Origin of the sequence: Microvirga mediterraneensis (assembly GCF_013520865.1) — a bacterium.
Classification (GTDB): Bacteria; Pseudomonadota; Alphaproteobacteria; order Rhizobiales; family Beijerinckiaceae; genus Microvirga; species Microvirga mediterraneensis.
Genome location: NZ_JACDXJ010000003.1, coordinates 13811 through 36271, shown reverse-complemented (window position 1 = coordinate 36271; position 22461 = coordinate 13811). Strand labels below are relative to the sequence as shown.

Annotated in this window: 16 protein-coding genes and 1 pseudogene; 12 read left to right on the top strand and 5 right to left on the bottom strand. The window is 63.8% G+C overall.

Going from position 1 to position 22461, the window contains the following annotated elements:
• Positions 1 to 519: 519 nt before the first annotated feature.
• Together H0S73_RS23970 and glgX are read right to left on the bottom strand one after the other, a co-directional pair.
• A complete protein-coding gene (locus H0S73_RS23970) occupies positions 520 to 1668 on the bottom strand; it encodes a patatin-like phospholipase family protein (protein WP_181054746.1) in 1149 nt (382 codons plus the stop codon).
• 348 nt (positions 1669 to 2016) lie between these two features.
• A complete protein-coding gene (gene glgX / locus H0S73_RS23965; protein WP_181054745.1) occupies positions 2017 to 4173 on the bottom strand; it encodes a glycogen debranching protein GlgX in 2157 nt (718 codons plus the stop codon).
• A 198-nt stretch (positions 4174 to 4371) separates the two neighbouring features.
• Between glgX and glgP the strand changes: the two genes are divergently transcribed.
• The 5 genes from glgP to H0S73_RS26445 all read left to right on the top strand — a co-directional run bounded on the left by glgP (position 4372) and on the right by H0S73_RS26445 (position 11961).
• On the top strand, positions 4372 to 6069 hold the full coding sequence (glgP, locus tag H0S73_RS23960) for an alpha-glucan family phosphorylase (RefSeq protein WP_343058493.1): 1698 nt from the start codon (positions 4372 to 4374) through the stop codon (positions 6067 to 6069).
• A gap of 24 nt (positions 6070 to 6093) precedes the next feature.
• A complete protein-coding gene (locus H0S73_RS23955; protein WP_181054744.1) occupies positions 6094 to 8487 on the top strand; it encodes a phosphoketolase family protein in 2394 nt (797 codons plus the stop codon).
• 122 nt (positions 8488 to 8609) lie between these two features.
• Positions 8610 to 9347: a TetR/AcrR family transcriptional regulator gene (locus H0S73_RS26450; protein ID WP_181054743.1), complete on the top strand. Its 738-nt coding sequence runs from the start codon at positions 8610 to 8612 to the stop codon at positions 9345 to 9347.
• A 306-nt stretch (positions 9348 to 9653) separates the two neighbouring features.
• Positions 9654 to 11540, top strand: coding sequence for a PHA/PHB synthase family protein (locus H0S73_RS23945; protein ID WP_181054742.1), 1887 nt, complete (start codon positions 9654 to 9656; stop codon positions 11538 to 11540).
• Positions 11541 to 11733: 193 nt separating this feature from the next.
• On the top strand, positions 11734 to 11961 hold the full coding sequence (locus H0S73_RS26445) for a hypothetical protein (RefSeq protein WP_425488245.1): 228 nt from the start codon (positions 11734 to 11736) through the stop codon (positions 11959 to 11961).
• Between the two features lie 70 nt (positions 11962 to 12031).
• Here the strand turns inward: H0S73_RS26445 and H0S73_RS23935 are convergent, their stop codons facing one another.
• Complete coding sequence (locus H0S73_RS23935; RefSeq protein WP_181054740.1) at positions 12032 to 12196, bottom strand: hypothetical protein; 165 nt, start codon at positions 12194 to 12196, stop codon at positions 12032 to 12034.
• A 63-nt stretch (positions 12197 to 12259) separates the two neighbouring features.
• Between H0S73_RS23935 and H0S73_RS23930 the strand changes: the two genes are divergently transcribed.
• The 5 genes from H0S73_RS23930 to H0S73_RS23910 all read left to right on the top strand — a co-directional run bounded on the left by H0S73_RS23930 (position 12260) and on the right by H0S73_RS23910 (position 19556).
• Positions 12260 to 13395 (top strand): IS3 family transposase gene (locus H0S73_RS23930; protein WP_181054527.1). Its coding sequence is split into 2 segments (ribosomal slippage): positions 12260 to 12524 and positions 12524 to 13395, totalling 1137 coding nucleotides; the frame shifts between segments, so codons are not numbered across the junction.
• Between the two features lie 208 nt (positions 13396 to 13603).
• Positions 13604 to 14701, top strand: coding sequence for an efflux RND transporter periplasmic adaptor subunit (locus tag H0S73_RS23925; RefSeq protein ID WP_181054739.1), 1098 nt, complete (start codon positions 13604 to 13606; stop codon positions 14699 to 14701).
• Positions 14698 to 15774, top strand: a complete 1077-nt coding sequence (locus H0S73_RS23920) for an efflux RND transporter periplasmic adaptor subunit (protein WP_181054738.1) — start codon at positions 14698 to 14700, stop codon at positions 15772 to 15774. The genes H0S73_RS23925 and H0S73_RS23920 overlap by 4 nt, the downstream gene beginning before the upstream one ends.
• Positions 15771 to 18860, top strand: coding sequence for an efflux RND transporter permease subunit (locus tag H0S73_RS23915; protein ID WP_181054737.1), 3090 nt, complete (start codon positions 15771 to 15773; stop codon positions 18858 to 18860). Before H0S73_RS23920 ends, H0S73_RS23915 begins: the two co-directional genes overlap by 4 nt.
• A 219-nt stretch (positions 18861 to 19079) precedes the next feature.
• Positions 19080 to 19556, top strand: coding sequence for a hypothetical protein (locus H0S73_RS23910; RefSeq protein ID WP_181054736.1), 477 nt, complete (start codon positions 19080 to 19082; stop codon positions 19554 to 19556).
• Positions 19557 to 19701: 145 nt separating this feature from the next.
• Here the strand turns inward: H0S73_RS23910 and H0S73_RS23905 are convergent, their stop codons facing one another.
• The gene (locus H0S73_RS23905; protein WP_181054735.1) at positions 19702 to 20172 is read right to left on the bottom strand and encodes a hypothetical protein; all 471 of its coding nucleotides are present in this window, start codon (positions 20170 to 20172) and stop codon (positions 19702 to 19704) included.
• Positions 20173 to 20617: 445 nt separating this feature from the next.
• On the opposite strand from H0S73_RS23905, the pseudogene H0S73_RS23900 reads away from it, so the two are divergent.
• Together H0S73_RS23900 and H0S73_RS23895 are read left to right on the top strand one after the other, a co-directional pair.
• Positions 20618 to 20815, top strand: a pseudogene (locus tag H0S73_RS23900) (hypothetical protein); the annotation flags it as partial.
• 623 nt (positions 20816 to 21438) lie between these two features.
• Positions 21439 to 21609 (top strand): DUF6894 family protein, encoded by a 171-nt coding sequence (locus H0S73_RS23895; RefSeq protein WP_181054733.1) that lies wholly within the window; start codon positions 21439 to 21441, stop codon positions 21607 to 21609.
• Between the two features lie 108 nt (positions 21610 to 21717).
• On the opposite strand, the gene H0S73_RS23890 is transcribed toward H0S73_RS23895, so the two are convergent.
• Positions 21718 to 22083, bottom strand: a complete 366-nt coding sequence (locus H0S73_RS23890) for a response regulator (RefSeq protein WP_181054732.1) — start codon at positions 22081 to 22083, stop codon at positions 21718 to 21720.
• Positions 22084 to 22461 lie beyond the last annotated feature (378 nt).

Here is a 22461-nt window from a genome sequence, read left to right as displayed (position 1 = left end):
TCCGTTCGGAACATGGCCCATGTTGGCCCCATCTCAAGTGTTATGGCGGCCGAGATCTTTCCTTGATCCAGAACAATATTGGCTCAAAAGCGGCTCGCCGGCCCGCACCAAGCCTTTGAGTTCACGGAAGCGGTTGGACGGTCGCCCGGATGTGCGTCGACGTCTCAGTACGCCCCCGTCCGGGCGATAATTGAAGACATGCCCGCGGAAACACCTCCTGCCCCCTCCGATATGTCATGCACGTTAGCGGCAAGCACCAGCTGGTCTGGTGTTGCTGCATGCATCACGCATAGCCGTCGCACGCCTCCCCAAAGTCTCCCAATCGTATTCGAAAATACTGTTCGCCGCCGAGCCGAGAAGATTGCTCCTGTACCAGAGAAAGCGTCCCAAGAACGAGCTCGAATTTCTGCAAGAGCTGTCACGAGAGGCGCTTTGGCCAATGTATTAGACATGGCTGGTGCGCGAGACTTGCAAGGGAGGCTGCGGATCCGGAAGCGGGGGGACCCGTTCGCTACGCCCTTACTCCGGAAGGGCTGAGCGCCCTCGCACAGGCCTCGTCATGGAAGCTTCTTTCCCAGGCAGGTTCCGCTTCCACACCGTCTGCGACAAAGCCTGATCGTAGCCATAAGCGTAGATCCGCCGCATGTACTCCCTGTCGAAGCCCATCGATCCACCTTCGGGCATGTCCGCCTCGATGTAAGCGAGGTTGAACCCGAAGCCGTTGCGGCGTGCGAAATCATGGGTCGCCTGCAATGTCGACCAGCTCTGGACCTGGGTCATTGTCGTCACGGCACGGCCGACGATCTCTGTCGCCCTGTTGCCCACGACAGTGAAGGACGGCTCGATCTTTCCGTTCATGACAACGTAGAAGCTGACCCGCATGCCAGGCCCAGGGCGGACGTTTTGCGTGACGATGTCTTGCGGCAGGATGAAAACGTTTGCCGTCACACCTCCGTCGACATGCATCTCCTGGAACAGGCGTCCATCAGCCAGCGCAGTGATCAGGGTCGGCGTGAACACGCCCGGGATGCTGGCCGAGGCCGTCATCACGGAACGGAACAGCTCGACGGCATCGGGCGACCCGCTCGCGGCGATCGCTCCCATGTTCCAGATCACGGGACGTTGGGCATCCAGGTTTGTCGTGACGATGAGAAGACGACGGCCCTTGAGGTACTCGCGCGCAACCTCCGCGACCACCTCCGGCGTCACGAACCGCTGGACCAGGGATCTCAGGCGGTTGTTGTCAAACACCCCGGATCCGAAGATGGCGTTGATGAGGCTGGGTGACTCCAGAAGGGTACTGCCGTAGCCGCCCGTGTAAATCTCGCGCAGGGTGTCGTCGTATGCACTTCCCAGGAAGGCGAAGGGTGCGATCAGGGCTCCGGTGCTGACGCCCGAGACAATCGCGAATTCCGGACGGGTGCCGGTCCGCGTCCATCCGTTCAGCAACCCCGCCCCGAACGCACCGTCGCCTCCGCCGCCGGAAAGGGCGAGATAGTTCAAGTCTCTCAAAGACCGCGGGTTGAACTGCGCCGCCTGGCGGGCGGAACTCCCGGCAGTTGCCCAGAACCGGACGTCCGGCATGCCAGGCACGTTCGCCTCCGCTTGGTCCGCGGCAGTGAAGTGGTTGCGGGGCAAGGCCCCGCAGCCCGCGAGGATGGCAGACATGCCGATGGCGGCCAGACCACCAAGGGGTGTGCGTCTCGACCGGGTAGCCGAGGACCTGTCCGTCAAGCGAAATCTGAGAGGCTGGTACAGGGGCGGTCCCTCCGGTGGCGATTCTTGGCATGACTTGACCGTTCTAGGGCACACGGCCAGCGGTTGCGAGATGCATCAGCCTTTTCAACCGGTTCGCCGGTCAGGATCGGTTTGCCGCCGGCGCCTCCATCGAATCTGCCGCCTTTCCAGTCGCATCAGTGCCCGTCCTGTGGAGATTTTGAGGCCGAGCACGGAGAGGAAACCCCGAGACGATGGTGAGCCCCTATTGGGATTCGGATCCAGCATGGTGACGCCTTTCTAAACCACCCGTCGCGCAACCTGCAGGCTCGTGCAACTCCTTCTCCAGGTGCTGGTCTCGTCGATCATGCCTGCAGGACCATCCTGGCCCTTGCTCCTGGATATCAGGACCACCGTGGCACGGGCCTCAAGCGCAATCGCGCCGCTGACAACCTCCTTGACCCGCAGAGCAGGATCAGCCGTATCGATTGCGATATGCCAGCGTCGGGTTGATGACGGGATTATGAACCGACAGGGAGCACGTGCCGCGTTGAAGAGAAGGCACAGGGCTCCACCCTCGTACTCATGAACCACACAGCCGACCTGGTTGTCGGGACCGTCCCAATCCACCGGCCCGCCATTCGCACCAAACCACTCGATCTCCTCAGACCTGTAGAAGCGATCCGCGCCGAGAACCGGATGCGCCTTCCGGAGTGCGATCAGATCGCTGACGAAATCCACCAGATGTGCGTTCCGATCGGCAAGCGTCCAGTCATACCAGGAGGTCTCATTATCCTGGCAATAGGCATTGTTGTTGCCGGCCTGCGTCCGCCGGAACTCGTCACCGCCAAGCAGCATCGGCACACCCCGCGAGAGGAACAGGGACGCGAGCATGTTCTTGATCTGGCGCAGACGCATCGCCTCGGCTGCGGGATCCTCCGTGGGCCCCTCGATGCCATTGTTTTCACTGTAATTCTCGGTCAGACCATCGAGGTTGCCCTCGCCGTTGGCTTGGTTGTGCTTCGCCGCATAGGAGACGAGGTCGTTCAGCGTGAAGCCGTCATGGCACGTGACGAAATTGATGCTCTTGATAGGGGAGCCGTTGCCACTCTGGTGGTAGAGGTCGGCGCTACCGCAGAGGCGGGTGGCGAAGCGGCCGGTCATGCCCGCATCGCCGCGCCAGAACCGCCGGACGTCGTCGCGGTAATGGCAGTTCCATTCCGCCCAGCGCGTGCCGGGGAACTCACCCACCTGGAATGCGCCCCCGGCGTCCCATGCCTCGGCAATGAGTTTCACGTCCCGCAGCAGCGGGTCCTCGGCAATCTGCTCCAGCAGAGGCGGGTTCGGCAGGATGTTTCCCTCGGCGTCCCGGCCCAGGATCGAGGCGAGATCGAATCTGAACCCGTCCACGTGCATCTGCACCACCCAGTGCCGGAGGCAGTCGATGATCATGCTGCGCACGACCGGGTGGTTGCAGTTCAGTGTGTTGCCGCAGCCGGTGAAGTCGAGATAGCGGCGGCGATCCGGCGAGAGGATATAGTAGATCGCGTTGTCGAGGCCGCGGAAGCTGTAGGTTCGACCGTCCTCGCCGCCTTCGGCCGTGTGGTTGAACACGACGTCGAGGATGACCTCGATGCCGGCCCTGTGGAGTTCGCGGACCATCGTCTTGAATTCCGTCACCGCCGCTTGGGGCGATGAGCCCGATGCATAGCCTGGCATCGGTGCGAACAGGGCCATAGGATCGTAGCCCCAGTAGTCCGGCATCGGCGCCCCGGTGCGCGGATCGCGTTTCTGCCTTGCATGAGGATCGAAGGCCTGAACCGGCATCAGTTCGACCGCCGTGATGCCGAGACGCTTGAGGTAAGGGATCTTCTCGACGAGGCCCAGGTATTGGCCGGGGTGCCTGGCGCCCGACGAGGGATGCACCGTCAACCCGCGCACGTGGGTCTCATAGATGATCGTCTCGTTCCACAGGTGACGGGGGCGGACCTCGTCCTGCCAGTCGAACCAATGGTCGGGGATGACGCATCGGTGCGTCCATGCTGCAGGCTCCGAGGGTGATGTGGCAGGTAGGCTCCAGCCATTGCCCACGACCGAGGCCGCATAGGGCTCCAGCAGCGGCCGATCCGGCTGAAACCGGAGCCCCTGATCGGGCTCCCCGGGTCCGTCAGCCTGCAGGGCGTACAGCATCCCCTGGAGGTCTCCATGGAGCCGGACGTGCCAGACGTCGCCGGTCCGGTGGCGATCCGGTTCGAGATCGATCCTGAGGGATGGCAGGGCTGCATCAACACTGTCGTACAGCAGTAGCGCCATGCTGGTGGCATGGCGGCTGAAGACGGCGAGATTCGTGCCGTCCTGGTAGTCCTGCAAGCCGAGCGGCAGGGGCTCGCCGCGCCCCATCTGGATCGGGCCTGCCGGTATGTTCAGGATACCGTGTAACGATGACGCGCGGTCCATCGACTGTCCTTCGTTGCCGCAGCGACCATCGGAGCCTGCCTGACCATGAATGTGCCACGGCCGGTGCCGTCCGGTCTTGATCGGAGACTACTCCTCAGGGCCAAGTGTTGCGTTGACGCGCATCAAGGCAACCTGGAGGATGATGGATAGTTTTCCCTCGTCCAAGCTCATGGTCGAGCTATCAGCAGGAATATCACCGTGGCCGCCATCCTCCCGTTTCTCCAGCGCACGAGCATCGCGTACTTCTCGATGGAGATCGCCCTGCGGCCGGAGATCCACAGCTACAGCGGCGGCCTCGGCATTCTGGCCGGCGACACCGCCCGGTCGTGCGCGGATCTCGAACTGCCGGTCGTGTTCGTGACCCTGGCGAGCCGGGCCGGCTACCTGCGCCAGGAGATCGCCGCCGACGGCTCCCAAGTGGCGCACGACGATCCCTGGAACCCGGCGGAGTGGGCCACGCCGCTGGACGCCATGATCGCCGTCGGGATCGAGGGCCGGTCCGTCTGGATTCGGCCCTGGCTCTACGTCGTCACATGTCCCATCGGCCATGAGATCCCGGTGCTGCTGCTCGACACCGACCTCGACCAGAACGCTCCCGAGGATCGCAGGATCACGGATCGCCTGTACGGGGGCGATGACGTCTACCGCCTCAAGCAGGAGATCGTGCTCGGCATCGGCGGCGTCCGCCTGCTCCAGGCCCTCGGGTTCAGCATCGGGACCTACCACCTCAACGAGGGGCATGCGGCCTTCCTGACCCTGGAGCTGCTGCGGCGGAGGCAACGTTCCGATCCTGGCGCCAATCGGCTGGCCCATGAGGTCGACCACGTCCGCGACATGTGCGTGTTCACCACCCACACGCCCGTCGAGGCCGGACATGACCGCTTCTCCTATGACGACGTCAGACGTGTCCTGGGGGCGGATTTCGTCCCTCTCGACGAACTCAAGCCCTTGGCGGGCGAAGACCGGCTCAACATGACACGGCTGGCCCTCAACCTCAGCGGCTATGTGAACGGCGTCGCGCGCCGCCATGCGGAGACGACCAAGCGGATGTTCCCCGGCTACAGGATCGCGGCCGTCACGAACGGCGTGCATCCAGTAACCTGGACTCATGAAGCCTTCGCCCGGCTTTATCAACAGATCCTGCCGAACTGGGGTCACGAGCCGGAGGTGCTGATCCGGGCCGAGCACCTTCGGGACGAGGATGTCTGGGCCGCGCACAAGGCGGCCAAGCACGACCTCCTGGAGGCGATCCGGCGAAGCACGGGCGTGGCCATGGATCCGGATGTGCCTCTGCTGGGCTTCGCCCGCCGCATGACAGGCTACAAGCGTCCCGACCTCCTGTTCTCAGATCTGCAGCGGATTCGTTCGATCAACGGCCGGTTTCCCTTCCAGGTGGTCATGGCAGGCAAGGCTCATCCGCGGGATGAAGAGGGCAAGCAGCTCATCCGGGAGATCCACGACTGGATGCGCGCGCTCGCCCCCGGCATCCGCATGGCGTTCCTGCCGAACTACGACATAGCCCTTGCCAAGACCCTGGTCGCCGGAACGGACGTGTGGCTGAACACGCCGCAACCGCCGCTTGAGGCGTCGGGAACGAGCGGCATGAAGGCGGCCCTGAACGGAGTCCTGAACTTGAGCGTTCTCGACGGCTGGTGGGTCGAAGCCTGTGTCGATGGCATCACCGGCTGGTCCATCGGCCGGGACGGAGCCGAGGAGGCCGGGCAGCATGCCGACGCGCTCTATGCCAAGCTCGAAGGACAGGTCCTGCCTCTCTACCATCAGGACCGTGCCCGCTGGGTCTGGATGATGAAGCAGGGTATCGCCAAGATCCCGTCCTACTTCAACAGCCAGCGCATGATGCGCCGCTACACGACCGAGGCCTATGTCCGGCCTTGAGGTACGTCTTCGGGAAGAGTGCTCATGAATCCATCGCAACATCCGCTGAGCCCTGACGAGCTGGACCGGATCGACGCCTACTGGCGGGCCGCGAACTACCTGTCCGTCGGCCAGATCTACCTCCTGGACAACCCGTTGCTGCGGGAGGAGCCGAAGCCCGAGCACGTGAAGCCGCGCCTGCTCGGGCATTGGGGCACGACACCGGGGCTGAACCTGATCTATGCCCACCTCAACCGGGTCATCCGGGCGCGGGACCTCAACGTCCTCTACGTCTGCGGACCCGGCCACGGTGGCCCCGGCATGGTTGCCAACACCTACCTGGAGGGCACCTACAGCGAGATCTATCCGGACATCTCGCAGGATGCTGAGGGCTTGCGAAAGCTCTTCCGCCAGTTCTCGTTCCCGGGCGGCATCCCAAGTCACGCCGCACCGGAGACACCCGGCTCGATCCATGAGGGCGGAGAGCTGGGATATGCGCTCCTGCATGCCTATGGGGCCGCCTTCGACAATCCGGACCTGATCGTCGCCTGCGTGATCGGCGACGGCGAGGCCGAGACCGGGCCGCTGGCCGCCTCGTGGCACTCCAACAAGTTCCTCAACCCCGCCCACGACGGCGCGGTTCTTCCGATCCTCCATCTCAACGGATACAAGATCGCCAATCCCACCATCCTGGCCCGGATGGACCGCGACGAGCTCGAAAGCCTTCTCATCGGTTACGGACACGAGCCTTTCTTCGTCGAGGGGAGCGAGCCCGAGGCAGTCCATCAGGCTCTGGCGGCTACGATAGACGCGGCTCTCGATCGGATCGCCGCAATCCAGAACGCGGCGAGGGCAGGCGGGCAGATCCAGCGCCCCCGCTGGCCGATGATCGTCCTGCGGACGCCCAAGGGCTGGACCGGGCCGAAAGAGGTTGACGGTCTCAAAACCGAAGGCTTCTGGCGCTCCCACCAGGTGCCGCTCGCTGAGACCCGCCGCAATCCCGCCCACCGGAAGCAACTTGAGGAGTGGCTGCGCAGCTACCGGCCGGAGGAACTGTTCGACGAGGCCGGAAGGCTGCGTCCGGAGATTGCCGCGCTGGCACCTGTTGGCGAGCGCCGGATGGGCGCTAACCCACACGCTAATGGTGGCCTGCTGATGCGCCCCCTGCGTCTGCCGGAGTTCCGGGAATATGCGGTCCAAGTCGATGGGCCGGGAAAGGTGGTCGGCGAAGCCACCCGTGTTCTCGGGACCTACCTCCGGGATGTGGTCGCCCTCAACGCTACGTCCCGCAACTTCCGGGTGGTCGGTCCGGACGAGACCGCCTCCAACCGCCTCGATGCCGTGTTCGAGAAGACCGACCGCGCCTGGATGGAGCCGATCCTGCCCGAGGACGTTCACCTCGCGCCGGAGGGACGGGTGCTGGAGGTGCTGAGCGAGCATCTTTGCCAGGGCTGGCTCGAAGGCTATCTGCTGACCGGCCGCCACGGCTTCTTCTCGTGCTACGAGGCGTTCATCCACATCGTGGATTCGATGTTCAACCAGCACGCCAAGTGGCTCAAGGTCGCCCGCGAGCTGCCATGGCGTCGGCCCATCCCGTCGCTCAACTACCTGCTGACGTCCCATGTCTGGCGCCAGGACCACAACGGCTTCAGCCATCAGGATCCCGGCTTCATGGACGTGGTCGCGAACAAGAAGGCCGAGATCGTCCGCATCTACCTTCCGCCGGATGCGAACTGCCTTGTGAATGTCGCCGATCATTGCCTTCAGACCTACAACCGCATCAACGTGATCGTGGCCGGCAAGCAGCCGGCGCCGCAATGGCTGACGATGGATCAGGCCGTCGCCCATTGCAGCACCGGGATCGGGATTTGGGAATGGGCGAGCACGGATCGCGGCGTGGAACCGGATGTCGTCATGGCCTGCGCCGGCGACGTGCCGACGCTCGAAACCCTTGCGGCCGTCAGCCTGCTGCGCGAGCACGCGCCCGACCTGAAGGTGAGAGTGGTGAACGTCGTCGACCTGATGACCCTGCAATCCCCGGATGAGCATCCGCATGGATTGAGCGATAGCGCGTTCGATCTGCTCTTCACGAAGGACAAGCCGGTCATCTTCGCGTTCCACGGCTACCCGCATCTGATCCACCGGCTCACCTACAAGCGGACGAACCACGGCAACTTCCATGTGCACGGCTTCCGCGAGGAGGGCACGACGACCACGCCCTTCGACATGGTCGTCCTGAACCGCCTCGACCGGTTCCACCTCGTCGAGGCTGCCGCCCGGCATGTGCCGAAGCTGGCGCCGATGGCGGCCTACGTGGTGCAGGCAGTCCGTGATAAGCTGATCGAGCACAAGGACTACATCGCGCAACACGGCGAGGACATGCCCGAGATCCGCGACTGGGGCTGGCAGTACCGGACCGCTGCGGAGGCGGGCGACTGAGTGCCTCCTGATGGTTCAGGGCTCATTTGATCCAGGCAAGCGTTGATGCACATCAACGCTCGAGAGGATCGAAGGTGTTGTTGTGCACTTTAAAACGGCTGATCGCCTTGGAACCAATTCGGATGTCGTCATCGAAGAAGATCCATCAACAGTCTCAGTCGACCCGGGAGCGGATCCTCGCCGCCGCCGCCGTCCGGTTTTCGATGCACTCCTACGAGCATGTCGGCCTGCGCGACATCGCGGCTGACATCGGGGTTGATGTCGCGCTGGTCCACCGGGCCTTCGGTTCGAAGGAGCAACTCTTCGCGGCGACGCTCAAGCAGACGTTTCACGGGGAGGCCCTGCTGGCTGCCGGCGACCGAACGCTGAGCGAACATCTGACGACTGAACTTCTCAAGGAGCCCGTGGGAAAGAAAGCAGATCAACCAGACCCTCTGCAGATGCTCGTCCGCTCGATCTCTCACCCCCAGGCCGGAGCCATCATACGCCGACACATGCAGGAGGATCTCCTTGGCCCGTTGTCAGCCCTCCTGAATGATCCTGCGGATCAGCGGGCTGCCTTGGCAGCCGGATGCATGCTCGGAATCGGTATGATGCGGTACGTCCTGCAGAGCGATGCCCTCAAGGATGTGCGGCAGGAGGTCCTCTCTCCATTGGTTGCCCGGATCATGGACAGCTGCCTTGGGGAGATGGGCCCGGTTGGGTCCGTCAATCTTGCTCGACCGGCTGGCTCGCCGGATGTCCCAGGCCCTTCGCCTTCGAGGGGGAGCGGCAGGAAGGAGCCGACAAGATGCGACCGAAGCAAGCAACCCTGTGAAGCACGAGGCAAATCCCGGACCAGAAGCAGGACCAGGCAATGATCGGTCGGACCAGGTATCGTGCCGAGGGTTACTGATGCCCGCCGACGCTGTGCTGAGCTGAAATCACCGCGCCATGGGAGCTGTGGCCTCGGGATCGAGATCCATGCCCACAAAGCAGATCCCGGCAGACGCGCCCACGTAGGACGGTTTTGTGTTCACCGCCGCGTGTCGTGCACACGAGAACGTCGATCCAATCTCCTGCGTGCTAGACCCTTGATCCATATCAACGATTGTTGACTAATGGCAGATATATGGATGATGCCTCATTCATTTCCTGCAGCAACAAGCAGCGAAGGATAAACCGGTATGGCGACGCTTGGACAAGTTCGTGCGACTCAGTTGCAATCCTCTTCGAGGGCACCGAGTTCAGGCCAGATCGCAATCCCGCATTCCGTCAACGAGAATACTGTTCCAGCGCCGACGAAACTTCCGTGCAAGGCCCCTGCCTCTACCGAGGTTCCAGACGCATGGCCTGAGGGCTTCGCCGAAATCCTGGACCGCTCTGTTCACGCCTTGGCGGCCCGGTTGACTTCCGGGCTCTCGCCCGCGGCGCTGGTGGGAGCCTACATGGACTGGGCGGTCCATCTCGCCTCGTCCCCCGGCAAGCAGCTCGAACTGGCTGTGAAGGGGGCCCGCAAAGTTGCCCGCCTTGGTGATCAGACTCTCAAGCAGGCGGCGACCACGGGATCCTGCGAACCCTGCATCACGCCGCTGCCGCAGGACCGGCGTTTTTCCGCGCCGGAATGGGGCAGGTATCCCTACAACCTGATCTACCAGTCCTTCCTGTTGCAGCAGCAGTGGTGGCACAACGCCACGACCGGGGTTGGCGGCGTCACAAGGCAGCACGAGAACGTGGTCGAGTTCGCCACACGGCAGATGCTCGACGTCTTCTCGCCTTCGAATTTCATCCTGACGAATCCCGTCGTGACTCGGCGGACCTTGGAAACTGGCGGCCAGAACCTCGTTCAAGGCTTCCAGAACTACTTGGAAGATTGGATGCGCCTGATCCGCAACAAGCCTGCGGTGGGAACGGAGGCCTTCAAGGTTGGCCAGAACGTCGCCGTCACGCCGGGCCGGGTCGTCTACCGGAACGATTTGATCGAGCTCATCCAGTACGAACCGACGACGGAGAAGGTGCGGCCCGAACCCGTGCTGATCGTGCCCGCCTGGATCATGAAGTACTACATCCTCGACCTCTCTCCGGAGAACTCCCTTGTCCGGTTTCTCGTGAACCAGGGCTTCACGGTGTTTATGGTCTCGTGGAAGAACCCCACGCGCGAAGACCGGGACCGCGGCATGGAGGATTACCGCAGGCTGGGCGTGCTCGCGGCGCTTGATGCGGTCAATGCCATCGTGCCGAACCAGAAGGTCCATGCCACCGGCTACTGCCTGGGCGGCACGCTGTTGACGATTGCCGCAGCCGCGATGGCGTGGGATGGCGACGACCGTCTGAAGTCGGTCACGCTATTCGCGGCCCAGGCGGATTTCAGGGAAGCGGGCGAGTTGACACTGTTCATCAACGAAAGCCAGGTCCGGTTCCTGGAGGACATGATGTGGAGCCAAGGCTATCTCGACGCCAAGCAGATGGCAGGAGCCTTCCAGCTGCTGCGCTCGAACGATCTCATCTGGTCCTACATCGTCCACAACTACCTGATGGGCGAGCGTGAGCCGATGATCGACTTGATGGCGTGGAATGCCGATGCGACTCGGATGCCCTACAGAATGCACTCGGAATACCTGCGCCAGCTCTTCCTCCAGAACGATCTCGCCGAGGGGCGCTTCAAGGTCGAAGGCCGCCCAATCTCTCTTGGCGACATCCGCGTTCCCATTTTTGCGGTGGGCACTGAGCGCGATCATGTCGCGCCATGGCGCTCCGTGTTCAAGATCCACACCCTGACCGACACGGACGTCACCTTCCTGCTCACCACAGGCGGCCACAATGCCGGCATCGTTTCGGAACCTGGCCGGCCTCATCGCAGCTATCGGGTGCTGACAAAGACCGAAAGGGATCGTCACCTCGATCCCGAAACCTGGCAAATCATGGCGCAGCCTCACGACGGATCGTGGTGGCCGGAATGGGTCAATTGGCTGGCGTCCGAATCCGGCGAGCCGGTGCTCCCTCCGGCCCTTGGGGCTCCGCCAGCCTATCCGGTTCTCGGCGAGGCACCGGGGTCTTATGTGCGCGAGCCGTGATGGGCTCTGGCCACTGAGCCCAGAAGGCAAGGGGGCCCGTTCCGCGGACGCCTCGCGTGGCAGCGAAGCTTACAAAGACAGGGATGCTGAGGACATGGAAGAAGGTTTGTACAAGGTGCTGTTTCAGACCCAGTTGGGGCAAGGAACCGGGGTTGTCACAGTGCGGGAGGGACGTCTCACAGGGGGAGACTCCGTGATGTATTACACGGGGGAGTACACTATCGCTCAGGGCGGGATCGATGCCCGGCTCGTGGCCGATACGCACTCGGTCATGCCAGGGATCATGTCGGTGCTCGGCCTCCCCAAGGCCCGTCTGCATCTCAAGGGAGTGGCTGAGGGGCAGTCGGCGCACCTGTCGGGGACCTCACCGGACCACCCAGGCCTGAGCTTCGAGGCGACCCTCACGCGTCTTGCCGACTGAAGCGCCTCCTGTTCGCCTAGCACATGATGGCCACGGCGACCGAGAACCTCACGTGCCCACTTCAAAGCAGTTAGGACCGTCCCTCGACATTGCCGATGTCGGTCACCAGATCGGCGTGACCAAAGCCCTTGCGGTAATCGAGAATGGAGATCACCTCCGGCACGATCCGAAACAGGGCGATGCCCTTCAAGCCGCTCGGGGCGTACTCCGCCACTCCCTCGGGAAACTTTTGCATGGTCTGCCCCCTGCAAAGTGATCCTCCCTGAAGTATGGCTTTTAAGCCGAAGGAGGACTGAAGATGGGCAAGAAGCGGCATACAGCCGAAGAGATCGTTTCCAAGTTGCGGCAGGTTGACGTGCTGACGGCACAAGGCCGGACAGTCGCGGAGGCGATCCGGCAGATTGGTGTGACGGAGGTCACGTACTACAGGTGGCGCTCCGAGTACGGCGGCCTCAAATCCGACCAGGTCAAGCGGCTCAAGGAACTCGAGATGGAGAACGCCCGGTTGCGTCGAGCGGTCTCGGATCTCACCCTGGAGAAGCTCATCCTCAAGGAGGCCGCCTCGGGAAACTACTGAGCCCCGCCCGCCGTCGCGCCTGTGTGGAGCATGTGATCGCCAGGTACGGCGTCTCAGAACGGCTGGCCTGCCGGGTCCTGGGCCAGCACCGTTCCACCCAGCGCAAGATCCCCAAGCAGCCGGAAGATGAGGCGGCCCTGACCGCCGACATCATTGCCTTGGCCACCCAGTACGGCCGCTATGGCTACCGGCGCATCACGGCCCTGCTGCGGGACGCCGGCTGGCTGGTGAACAAGAAGCGGGTCGAGCGGATCTGGCGACGGGAGGGGCTCAAAGTGCCGCAAAAGCAACCGAAGAAGGGGCGGCTCTGGCTCAACGACGGATCCTGCATCCGGCTGAGGCCGGAGTATCCCAACCACGTCTGGAGCTACGACTTTGTCGAGGATCGCACCCATGACGGGCGCAAGTTCCGCATGCTCAACATCATTGACGAGTTCACGCGTGAATGCCTGGCCATCCGAGTGAACCGGAAGCTGAAAGCCGTCGATGTCATCGACGTGCTCTCGGACCTGTTCATCCTGCGCGGTATTCCGGGCCATATTCGTTCCGACAACGGCAGCGAATTCGTGGCCCAAGCGGTTCGGGCCTGGATCGGTGCGGTTGGGGCGAAGACGGCTTACATTGAGCCGGGTAGTCCCTGGGAGAACGGCTATTGCGAGAGCTTCAACTCGAAGCTTCGCGATGAACTGCTGAAAGGAGAGATCTTCTACACCCTGCAGGAGGCAAAGGTGGTGATCGAAAATTGGCGCCGCCATTACAACACGGTGCGCCCGCACTCATCCTTGGGCTACCGACCGCCCGCACCAGAGGTCCTGGTCCTGGCTTCCAAGCTGGCGTCCAGACCAACGCTGAATTAACATCACACACGGATCACCTACATGGGGCAGGCCACACGGCATAAGCCGCAGCCGGTATGCAAGCAGGGCTGACACTATAACTCACATACACGCGCGTCCATAGATTATTGACATTCGTGTATGTCAATAATAGCGGTGGGCTAGATTGGCCCGCGACCTTTGTCCCGTCCGCGGAGTTTCCCGATCTGGCGAAATGGAAGAAGTCTCAATGAAGGATCGTCGCGCACGTTGCGGTTCAGCCTGGCTCATCGGCGCCCTGGCGATGATCGGATTGGCCGCCTGCCAGCAGCAGGAGGCCGTGCCCGAGAAGCCCCCGGCCATGGTCCACGCCCAGATGGTCGAGCTCACCGATGATGCACCGACGATCACGCTCACCGGGGAGATCCGAGCCCAAGTTGAGACGGATCTCGCTTTCCGGGCGGGCGGGCGCATCACCGAGCGCAGCGCCGACGTTGGCATGCATGTCTCGGCCGATCAGGTGCTGGCGAAGATCGACCCGGAGGAGCAGCAGGCCAACGTGACCGCCGCCGAGGCCGCCGTCCGGGCCGCCGAGGCCCAGCTCCGGCAGGCCTCCTCCGCCTTCGAGCGCCAGAAGACCCTGCTCTCGCGCGGTTACACTACACGCCGGGAGTATGACCAGGCGGAGGAGGCCTTCCGCACGGCGCAGGGATCCCTCGCCGCCGCCAAGGCGCAATTGGGCACAGCCCGCGAGCAGCTCGCCCAGACGACGCTGCGTGCCGGCGTTGCCGGCGTGATCACCGCCCGCAACGCCGAGGTCGGCCAAGTGGTGCAGGCCGCCCAACCGGTGTTCACTCTCGCCCCTGACGGGCCCCGCGATGCGGTGTTCAACGTGCACGAGTCTGTCTTCATCCAGGAACCCGCTGGCCGGACCGCCGAGATCCGGTTGGTGTCTGATCCCACCGTCAGGGCGACCGGCACCGTGCGGGAGGTCTCGCCAACCGTCGACCCGGCCAGCGGCACCGTCCGGGTCAAGTTCGGCATCGCGCGCCCGCCGGTGGCCATGACCCTCGGGGCCGCCGTGAGCGGCGAGGGCCGGTTCAAGCCCCGCAAGACGATCGTGCTGCCCTGGAGCGCGCTGTTCTCGCAGGAGGGCCGGCCAGCCGTATGGATCGTCGATCCATCCTCTAAGGCAGTGTCGCTGAGGGCGATTGTGGTTGAGCGCTACGACACCGGCCGCATTGTCGTGCGGGAGGGCCTCCAACCAGGCGAGATGGTCGTCACCGCCGGGGCGCAGCTCCTGCGCCCGAACCAGACCGTCACTCTGGCCGAGGGGGCTCCCCGATGAAAGCTTTCCGCATGAGCCTCGCCCTTGGCGCCACGCTGGCACTTGCCGCCTGCCAGGAGCAACCGGCCGAGCCACCTCCGCCGGTCCGCCCCGTCCTGTCGGTGGTTGCCGCCCCGCAGGCCAGCCAGGAGCTGGGCTTTGCCGGGACCGTCGAGCCCCAGATCCAGTCCAGCCTCGGCTTCCGCGTGCTCGGCCGGATGGTCGCCCGCACCGTCAACGTCGGCGACACCGTAAAGAAGGGGGGGCAGCTGGCCGCCCTCGATCCGATGACGTTCGAGCTCGCCATGCGGTCGTCCCAGGCCGAGGTGTCGAATGCCCAGGCGCAACTGGAGAACGCAACCGCGACCGAGACCCGCCAGCGGACGCTTCTTGAGCAGGGGACCACGACGCAGGCGCAGTTCGAGGCCGCCCAGCAGGCCCGCGAGGCCGCGGCCGCGGCCGTCGCCCGCGCCCGCGCCAACCTAGCCAAGGTCCAGGAGCAGCTCGGCTACACCCAGCTGCGGGCCGACTTCGACGGGGTGGTCACGGCCGTCGAGGCGGAGGTTGGCCAGGTGGTGCAGCCCGGCCAGACGGTCGTGACCCTTGCCCGCCCGGACATCCGCGAGGCCGTCGTCGATGTGCCCGAGGATATCAACGGCAGCCTGCGGTCCGGAGCCCGCTTCGAGGTTGCCCTGCAGCTGGATCCGTCCGTGCGGGCCACCGGCCGGGTGCGCGAGATCGCGCCGCAGGCCGATCCAGCGACCCGCACCCGGCGGGTTCGGATCACGCTCGATAATCCTCCGGCCAGCTTTCGGCTCGGCCCCACAGTGACCGCGGTTCTGGGTACGACGAACACCCCCCGCATCCAGCTGCCGGCATCCGCGCTCCTGGAGCGCGACGGTAAGACCATGGTCTGGGTGATCGATCCAGCCACCAAGACAGTCTCCCCTCAGGACGTAAAGGTCGCGGCGCGCGATGAGCGATCGTTCCGGGTCGCGGAGGGGATCGCCCCGGGCACCCGCGTGGTCACGGCGGGCGTGAACAGCCTCACGCCCGGGCAACAGGTCAAGATTTCAGACGAGGCATCGCAGTGAAGAACGGCTTCAACCTCTCGGACTGGGCGCTGCGCCACAGCTCCCTCGTCTGGTACTTCATGATCGTGTCCACCATCGCGGGTGTCATGGCCTACATGAACCTGGGGCGCGAGGAGGACCCGTCGTTCACGATCAAGACCATGGTGATCAGCGCGCAGTGGCCGGGCGCCTCGGTCGAGGACACCATCAGCCAGGTCACCGACCGGATCGAGAGGAAGCTCGAAGAGCTCCCGTCCCTCGACTTCACGCGCAGCATGACCTCGCCGGGCCAGACCACGATCTTCGTCAACCTGAGGGATACGACCAAGGGCCGCGACGTGCCCGGCATTTGGGTGCAGGTGCGCAACATGGTCAACGACATTCGCGGCCAGTTCCCGCAGGGTGTGGCCGGGCCCTTCTTCAACGACCGCTTCGGTGACGTCTACGGCAACATCTACGCCTTCACAGCGGACGGGCTGAGCCGGCGGCAGGTGCGCGACTATGTCGAGGACGTGCGGGCCAAGATCCTCACAGTCCCGAACGCCGGCAAGGTCGACCTGATCGGCGCCCAGGACGAGGTGATCTTCCTGGAGTTCTCGACGCGCCAGATCGCGGCGCTCGGGATTGACCAGCAAGCGGTAATCCAATCCCTGCAGGCGCAGAACACCATTGCGCCGTCCGGCGTCATCCAGGCCGGCCCTGAGCGTATCAGCGTGCGCGTCGGCGGGCAGTTCACCTCCGAGGAAAGCCTGCGGGCCATCAACCTGCGCGTCAACGACCGCTTCTTCCGCCTCAGCGATGTCGCTACGATCACCCGCGGCTACACCGACCCGCCGCAGTCGCTGTTCCGCGTCAACGGCCAGCCGGCGATTGGCTTGGCCATCGGCATGAAGCCTGGCGCCAACCTGCTGGAGTTCGGCGAGGCGCTGAAGGAACGGATGCAGACGATCATCGGCGAGCTGCCCATCGGCGTCGGCGTGCACCTCGTCTCCGACCAGCCGATCGTGGTCGAGCACGCGGTGGGCGGGTTCACTAAGGCTCTGTTTGAGGCCGTGGCGATCGTGCTGGTGGTGAGCTTCATCAGCCTGGGGCTACGCGCCGGCCTTGTGGTGGCGCTGTCGATCCCGCTCGTGCTCGCCATGACCTTCGTGGCGATGCAGTATCTCGGTATCTCGCTGCAACGCATCTCGCTCGGCGCCCTGATCATCGCGCTCGGGCTTCTTGTCGACGACGCGATGATCGCGGTTGAGATGATGGTGGCGCGCCTGGAGGCCGGCGACACCCTGAAGAAGGCCGCCACGGCCGTCTACACCTCGACCGCGTTCCCGATGCTGACCGGAACGCTGGTCACGGTGGCGGGCTTCATCCCCATCGGGCTCAACAACAGCAACGCTGGCGAGTTCACCTTCACGCTGTTTGTCGTGATCGCCGTCTCGCTGCTGCTGTCGTGGATTGTCGCGGTGCTGTTCGCCCCACTTCTCGGCGTGACGCTCTTGCCGAAGACGATGAAGAAGCATCATGACAAGCCGGGCCGGCTCATGGCGGCGTTCTCGCGCTTTCTGGTGGTGGCCATGCGTTGGCGCTGGATCACCATTCTGGTCACGCTCGGGCTCTTTGGTGCATCGGTCTATGGGATGCAGTTCGTCCAGCAGCAGTTCTTCCCATCGTCGGACCGCCCGGAGCTCATCGTCGACTGGACCCTGCCGCAGAACGCGACCATCACCGAGACGAAGACCCAGATGGACCGGTTCGAGACGAAGCTCGCGGGCGATCCGGACATCGATCACTGGTCGTCCTATGTCGGCCAGAGCGCGGTGCGCTTCGTGCTGGCCTTCGACGTCCAGCCGCCCAGCCCCAATGTCGGCCAGATGGTCATCGTCACAAAGGATCTGGAGGCGCGCGAGCGCGTCCGGGCCCGGCTGCAGCAGGTTGCCCGCCAGGAGTTCGTCGGCCTCGACGTGCAGGTGAATCTGCTGCCGCTGGGGCCGCCGGCGGGCCGCCCGGTGCAGTACCGCGTCAGCGGGCCGGACATTCAGAAGGTACGGGAGCTGGCTCAGAGGTTCGCCACCGCCATCGGCGACCATCCGCTGCTGGTCGACATCGGGTACGACTGGAACGAGCCTGCCCGGGTGGTCAAGGTCGACGTGCTGCAGGACAAGGCGCGCCAGCTCGGGGTCACCTCCGAGGACATCGCCCAGACACTGAACGGGGTTGTCGGAGGCACGGCCCTGACGCAGGTGCGGGATGGGATTTATCTCGTCAACGTGGTCGCCCGCGCCAACGCGGCCGAGCGGGGCTCCATCGAGACGCTCCAGAACCTGCAGCTGCCGGGGAAGAGTGGGCAGTCGGTTCCTCTGGCCGCCGTCGCCACGTTCCGATACGAGCTGGAACAGCCCATCGTATGGCGTCGCAGCCGGACCCCGACGATTACGCTCAAGGCCGGCATCCTGGGTGAGACCTTGCCCGCCACCGTGGTCCAGCAGCTTGAGCCGCGGGTGCAGGAGTTCAGGCAGGGACTGCCGGCGGGCTATGCGGTCACGGTTGCCGGTCCGGTCGAAGAGAGCGCCAAGGCGCAGGGACCCATTGCGGCGGTCGTTCCGCTGATGCTATTCGTGATGGCGACCATCCTGATGATCCAGCTCCAGAGTTTCCAGCGGCTGTTCCTGGTGGTGGCGGTGGCGCCGCTCGGCCTGATCGGCGTTGTGGCGGCGATGATTCCCAGCGGGGCGCCGCTGGGCTTCGTAGCGATCCTGGGCGTGCTGGCGCTGATCGGCATCCTGATCCGCAACTCCGTGATCCTGATCGTGCAGATCGAGGACCACCGGCGAGAGGGCTGGGACCCGTGGGACGCGGTGGTCGACGCCACCACCCACCGCACACGGCCGATCATGCTGACGGCCGCGGCGGCGAGCCTGGCGCTCATCCCGATCTCCCGCGAGGTGTTCTGGGGACCAATGGCCTACGCGATGATGGGCGGCATCATCGTGGGCACCCTGCTGACCCTCCTGTTCCTGCCGGCGCTGTACGTGGCCTGGTTCCGGATCAAGCCGCCGTCCCGGTCCGAAATTGAGCAGGAGGCGACAGACGCAGCCCATCAACCGGCATAAGCCGCACTCGCTTAACCACTGAGGCTCGTGCGGCCTGTGCTCCCTCCACACAGGCCGCACGAGCATCGGGCCTCGGCGACAGCAGCCGGGGCCCGTTACCAACCCCTCACAGATGAAGATGCAAGATGTCCCGATGGCTCCCGCTCATCATTGCCCTGTCGATCTCGGGGGGCACGCTTTACATCGCGTTCTTCCGATAACCAGACGGGTGGGTTGACCATGGACGTCAACCCGCAATCGATCACCCTGATCTCGGCCACCATGGCAATGGTCGCGTCGATTGCCAGCCCGTTCGTCAGCACGCGGGTCGCCAGTTTGCAGTTCAAGACGAACGTCCTGTCAGTGAACTGGCAGAAGTGGATCGAGACCCTGCGCGACCTCGTGTTCAGCCTCAACTCTCAGCTTCTCGCGGCGGCGGTGCGGCAGTTCATCGAAGATCCCGCCAGCCTCCTCATCGCCCCTGACCCCAAGCTGTTCAGGCGCGTGAAGGACCTCCTGCGGACAATGGCGAAAATCGAGCTGATGCTCAACCCGCTTGAGCGTGAGCATCAGCAGCTCAATGCCGTGATGAAGCAGGGGATCAACCAGCTTCGGCCACCGTCGCTGGGGCACGACATCGGGGGAGCATCGAGCATGTCTGCCGCGACATCATCCAGGTCACTCAAGGAACCGGGAGTGGAACAAACCTGGGGGTAACGATTGCACCCGATCATGAGCGCTTGGACGGAATAACCGGAAAGGGCGCGCAATGACTGTGACGGAGTGGGCGATCTGTATCGAGACGAGGCGACCCGATGGAACGCGCGAGCGCTGCGACATCGGTGCTATCCGCCGTGATCTGTCAGCCCCTGCTCCGGACGACCTCGGTCTTCGACTTGCGGAAGCAAAAGATCTGCTGCAGCGGCTCCAGCTGCGGATGATCGAGGGCCAGATCGAGCAGAGTGCCGCCCTGGATCGCTGGTGCAGGCACTGTGGTTTGACACGCCCGCTGCATGATCATCGGCGGCGGGTCATCCAAACTCTGTTCGGTACGGTGCCCGTCCGGCAGCCGCGAATCCGTCCTTGCCCTTGCCGCCGCCTTGAGGCCGGGCCCACCGGATCCGGTGAGCGATCCAACCGTGTATCGATGCTCCTGAAGGGGCGCGCCACACCCGAACTCGTCCGCATTCAGGCCGAGCTTGGCGCACGGTTGTCGTTTCGCGAGGCCGCCCATGTCATCGCCTTGTTCCTTCCAAGCGGCACCGGCGCCAACCATATGACGGTGCGCCGCCGCCTCGCCGAGATCGCCGATCGTGTCGAGGCACGCGACCATGCCAGCCCGCATCGCATGAGCCTGTCCCAGGGCGGACCGCTGATCGCTGCCCTCGACGGAGCTGTCGCTTTGCCCCTAAAGGCGAGATAAGGAACTCAACAAAATCAAGGGCAAGCCTTTGCCGGTAAATGTGAGATTTTGCCGATAAAATCGAGATTTTTCCCCCTAAAAGTGAGACAGCGTTTACAGGGGTGTGCGGCTGGCTGCGATGGAGATGAAACGGGACCTGACAGAGTTCGCCAAGATCGCCTTGCTCCGGACCTATCACAAGGAAGCCCGTTGGCTCGCCACCGTCGATCGTATCGCGCCAGATACAGCACCGCTTTCACACGCAGGATCAAAGAGCACCGAACAAACCTGATCGGCATCTCGTCTTTAAGGGCAAAGAATCTTGCTTTTCGGCACCCAACGCGACGAATCTCAAAGTTAAAGGCAAAGTGACAGCTCGCTTGGCACGGTGATCGGCTTCATGACCTGGACCTGGACCTGGACGTGGATCTCGAGCATCGTCGTGCTGCTCGGGGCCGAGATCAGTCTTGAGATGGAGCACCAAACTGCCCGGGGCACGACCATTGGCCCGGACCGCCCGATGGGACAGCGCGGCGCCACCATGGCCGACTCCGTCGGGGCCACGAAGGCCTGACGGACCAAACCCGGGCCACGACAGGGCCAACGACTGTTACCCCATGCTGGTAGACTGGCACCATGCCGTCGGCGACGGGAACCGGCCACGTCGCTCAACCGGGCTTCCGCGGATCACGCACGCGAGGGTTTGGGGTCTTCATTTTCTGCGGCTCAGTTTCACATGGGTTAGAGCGGACCCGTCAGGGCCGGTGCAGGCTGACCTTTGGAACGGGGTGGCTTTTACCGTGGGTTCCTCAAGCTACCCCGATCACATGCCGCCTGAACCGCGCACCCGCCGCCGCTTGGGCTGAAAGGGAGGCCGAAATCGACAATCCGCCTGGGCTGCGACCGTCTCCCACGTCTTTCCGTCGGGAGGTGCCTGTCTCAGCTTCACAATGTGAGCCTTTTTGACCGGATCCTCCGGAACAACATCAGTGATGTGTGACCTGCGTGTCACCCCGGGCCCGTCGCCCCGCGACAGGGCCCGTTCCTTGTCGGCTTTCCGTCCAAAGTGACGCGAGGGTGCCGGGGCCGGTTAAGCCTCCGCGCAAAATGTGGTTCTGTCATCGAACAAGGTGCGGTGTCCCGAGGTTGTAGCCTCCCGTCGCCGCCGCCCAATCCGTGATCACAGAGGGGATGCCAATGCCCCGCTACGCCTTCCACCTGCGCTCCAAGGACCGGTTTGACTGGGACGAGGATGGAGTGGATCTGCCCGATCCGACGAACGCCCGGGGAGCTGCCGACAAGGTCGGGGCGGAACTCCGCGGCGGTCACCCGTGGGTCCTGTCTGCACTCTGGTGGCCCACTGGCTGAACGAGGCTTTCTGCAAAGAGAGAACATGTGTTACCGCCAAGATCGTGCCATCAGGGTTCAAGGCTCGCTTGGAAGCCGTCAGGAATTGAGGACCGGATCGGAGGCACTCTAGCTCGACAATTCCATGAGGGTCTTCAGCACGACCCTCAGTAGATCGCGGTAAGCTGTCGGAGTTTCCATTCGCGGCTCCCTCTGGAGCCTGGTCGGCACTTCCTGGCCCTGGGAACACCCGGAGTAGATGACAAGCGGAATGCCGCGTCTGTCGAACTCGCCTGCGAACTCCGTCATGGGACGGTCCTGGAGCATGAGATCGACAACAGCGATGTGAGCGGTATTCTTTTCCAGCCAGGCTCGTGCATCGACAAGGGTCGCCACCGTCTGCACGGGGATGCCTGCATTTGCGAGGGACATCTCGATGGACGCGGCAACGAGCGTCCGATCCTCGACGACAAGGCAGCACGGACACGCACTCATTCCCCACTCATCGCATCACCATTGGTGAGGGCCGGCAACCTGTACCCTTCAGGTGGCTCTCAGTTGCTTCAGGATGGCGCGCACATGCACCCTGATTTCCATGTCAGATGCTGGGAATCGGCCGCTGTCTTCCAGCCATTGCTCCACCGTCAGATGGAACAGATAGAAGCCGTTGAACCGCACAGCCTCGGACGCTGCCTTCGTGAGGAAGCCAGGTGGTAGACAATCCATAGGGTGAAGGGAAAGGGCGAAAAGCCACCTCTGCCCTGACACGAAGACCGGCACCGGCCGGTCGATAGGTATGGCACAGATCAGGCTTGCACATTCCGCTCTACGGAACAGGTTGTATGTGCAGTCCAGCCTCGCGGGCGCGAGATC

Coding starts and splice junctions, on each gene's coding strand:
- H0S73_RS23970 (WP_181054746.1), bottom strand. CDS start 1,668: ATGTCTGCCATCCTCGCGGGCTGCGGGGCCTTGCCCCGCAACCACTTC.
- glgX (WP_181054745.1), bottom strand. CDS start 4,173: ATGGACCGCGCGTCATCGTTACACGGTATCCTGAACATACCGGCAGGC.
- H0S73_RS23955 (WP_181054744.1), top strand. CDS start 6,094: ATGAATCCATCGCAACATCCGCTGAGCCCTGACGAGCTGGACCGGATC.
- H0S73_RS26450 (WP_181054743.1), top strand. CDS start 8,610: ATGTCGTCATCGAAGAAGATCCATCAACAGTCTCAGTCGACCCGGGAG.
- H0S73_RS23945 (WP_181054742.1), top strand. CDS start 9,654: ATGGCGACGCTTGGACAAGTTCGTGCGACTCAGTTGCAATCCTCTTCG.
- H0S73_RS23935 (WP_181054740.1), bottom strand. CDS start 12,196: ATGCAAAAGTTTCCCGAGGGAGTGGCGGAGTACGCCCCGAGCGGCTTG.
- H0S73_RS23925 (WP_181054739.1), top strand. CDS start 13,604: ATGAAGGATCGTCGCGCACGTTGCGGTTCAGCCTGGCTCATCGGCGCC.
- H0S73_RS23920 (WP_181054738.1), top strand. CDS start 14,698: ATGAAAGCTTTCCGCATGAGCCTCGCCCTTGGCGCCACGCTGGCACTT.
- H0S73_RS23910 (WP_181054736.1), top strand. CDS start 19,080: ATGGACGTCAACCCGCAATCGATCACCCTGATCTCGGCCACCATGGCA.
- H0S73_RS23905 (WP_181054735.1), bottom strand. CDS start 20,172: ATGGTCGCGTGCCTCGACACGATCGGCGATCTCGGCGAGGCGGCGGCG.
- H0S73_RS23895 (WP_181054733.1), top strand. CDS start 21,439: ATGCCCCGCTACGCCTTCCACCTGCGCTCCAAGGACCGGTTTGACTGG.
- H0S73_RS23890 (WP_181054732.1), bottom strand. CDS start 22,083: ATGAGTGCGTGTCCGTGCTGCCTTGTCGTCGAGGATCGGACGCTCGTT.